The 2,792-nt window shown below is 52.0% G+C and carries 1 rRNA gene; it reads right to left on the bottom strand.

The annotated features are described in order from the left end of the window. A 23S ribosomal RNA gene (locus tag IEW44_RS15785) occupies nt 1-2,742 on the bottom strand; the annotation flags it as partial. Between the last annotated feature and the right edge of the window lie 50 nt (nt 2,743-2,792).

Below are 2,792 nucleotides of genomic sequence, written 5' to 3'. Positions count from 1 at the left end.
GCGATGCCGTTGGCACGACAACTGGTACACCAGCGGTATGTCCATCCCGGTCCTCTCGTACTAAGGACAGCGCCTCTCAAATTTCCTACGCCCACGACGGATAGGGACCGAACTGTCTCACGACGTTCTGAACCCAGCTCGCGTACCGCTTTAATGGGCGAACAGCCCAACCCTTGGGACCGACTACAGCCCCAGGATGCGATGAGCCGACATCGAGGTGCCAAACCTCCCCGTCGATGTGGACTCTTGGGGGAGATAAGCCTGTTATCCCCGGGGTAGCTTTTATCCGTTGAGCGATGGCCCTTCCATGCGGAACCACCGGATCACTAAGCCCGTCTTTCGACCCTGCTCGACTTGTAGGTCTCGCAGTCAAGCTCCCTTGTGCCTTTACACTCTACGAATGATTTCCAACCATTCTGAGGGAACCTTTGGGCGCCTCCGTTACCTTTTAGGAGGCGACCGCCCCAGTCAAACTGTCCACCTGACACTGTCTCCTACCCCGATAAGGGGTACGGGTTAGAAGTTCAATACAACCAGGGTAGTATCCCATAGACGCCTCCATCGAAGCTAGCGCTCCGATTTCTCTGGCTCCTACCTATGCTGTACAAGTTGCACCGAAATTCAATATCAAGTTACAGTAAAGCTCCACGGGGTCTTTCCGTCCTGTCGCGGGTAACCTGCATCTTCACAGGTACTATAATTTCACCGAGTCTCTCGTTGAGACAGTGCCCAGATCGTTACGCCTTTCGTGCGGGTCGGAACTTACCCGACAAGGAATTTCGCTACCTTAGGACCGTTATAGTTACGGCCGCCGTTTACTGGGGCTTCAATTCGCAGCTTCGCTTGCGCTAACCACTCCTCTTAACCTTCCAGCACCGGGCAGGCGTCAGCCCCTATACGTCACCTTACGGTTTTGCAGAGACCTGTGTTTTTGCTAAACAGTCGCCTGGGCCTATTCACTGCGGCTCTCGGAAGCGTGAACCTCCAAGAGCACCCCTTCTCCCGAAGTTACGGGGTCATTTTGCCGAGTTCCTTAACGAGAGTTCTCTCGCTCACCTTAGGATTCTCTCCTCGACTACCTGTGTCGGTTTGCGGTACGGGCACCTCTCACCTCGCTAGAGGCTTTTCTTGGCAGTGTGGAATCGATAACTTCGTGTATACACACTCGTCGTCACAGCTCAATGTTATAGTGTGCGGATTTGCCTACACACACACCTCACTGCTTAAACATGCACAACCAACGGCATGCTTACCTATCCTACTGCGTCCCCCCATTACTCAAATGGTGAGGAGGTGGTACAGGAATATCAACCTGTTATCCATCGCCTACGCCTATCGGCCTCGGCTTAGGTCCCGACTAACCCTGAGCGGACGAGCCTTCCTCAGGAAACCTTAGTCATTCGGTGGATGGGATTCTCACCCATCTTTCGCTACTCATACCGGCATTCTCACTTCTAAACGCTCCAACAGTCCTTACGGTCTGACTTCAACGCATTTAGAACGCTCTCCTACCACGCATACCTACGGTATGCATCCACAGCTTCGGTGAATTGTTTAGCCCCGATACATTTTCGGCGCAGTGTCACTCGACCAGTGAGCTATTACGCACTCTTTAAATGATGGCTGCTTCTGAGCCAACATCCTGGTTGTCTATGCAACGCCACATCCTTTTCCACTTAACAATTACTTGGGGACCTTAGCTGGTGGTCTGGGCTGTTTCCCTCTTGACTACGGATCTTATCACTCGCAGTCTGACTCCCGCGGATAAATCTTTGGCATTCGGAGTTTGTCTGAATTCGGTAACCCGGGATGGGCCCCTAGTCCAAACAGTGCTCTACCTCCAAGATTCTTGCCGCGAGGCTAGCCCTAAAGCTATTTCGGAGAGAACCAGCTATCTCCAGGTTCGATTGGAATTTCTCCGCTACCCACACCTCATCCCCGCACTTTTCAACGTACGTGGGTTCGGTCCTCCAGTCAGTGTTACCTAACCTTCAACCTGGACATGGGTAGATCACCTGGTTTCGGGTCTACGACCACGTACTCCTTCGCCCTATTCAGACTCGCTTTCGCTGCGGCTCCGCTTTTTCAGCTTAACCTTGCACGTAATCGTAACTCGCCGGTTCATTCTACAAAAGGCACGCTATCACCCATTAACGGGCTCTAACTACTTGTAGGCACACGGTTTCAGGTTCTATTTCACTCCCCTCCCGGGGTGCTTTTCACCTTTCCCTCACGGTACTGGTTCACTATCGGTCACTAGGGAGTATTTAGCCTTGGGAGATGGTCCTCCCGGATTCCGACGGAATTTCACGTGTTCCGCCGTACTCAGGATCCACTCTGGAGAGCATACACTTTCGACTACGGGGCTTTTACCCGCTCTGGCAGACCTTTCCAAGTCGCTTCGTCTAATCTATGCTTTTGTAACTCCGTATAGAGTGTCCTACAACCCCAAGAGGCAAGCCTCTTGGTTTGGGCTCTTCCCGTTTCGCTCGCCGCTACTAAGGGAATCGATTTTTCTTTCTCTTCCTTCAGGTACTTAGATGTTTCAGTTCCCTGAGTGTGCCTCAATTGCGCTATGTATTCACGCAATCGTACTACCTCATTACAGGCAGTGGGTTCCCCCATTCAGAAATCTCCGGATCAATGCTTACTTACAGCTCCCCGAAGCATATCGGTGTTAGTACCGTCTTTCATCGGCTCCTAGTGCCAAGGCATCCACCGTGCGCCCTTCATAACTTAACCAAGTTATGACTTTTCATTGCTGAAAAGTTACGCACACCTAACATCTGACG

The organism is Lysinibacillus alkalisoli (genome assembly GCF_014643595.1).
In the GTDB taxonomy this organism is placed as follows: domain Bacteria; phylum Bacillota; class Bacilli; order Bacillales_A; family Planococcaceae; genus Metalysinibacillus; species Metalysinibacillus alkalisoli.
The sequence above is the reverse complement of the archived record's forward strand: the minus strand, read 5'-3'. Positions and strand labels throughout refer to the sequence as shown.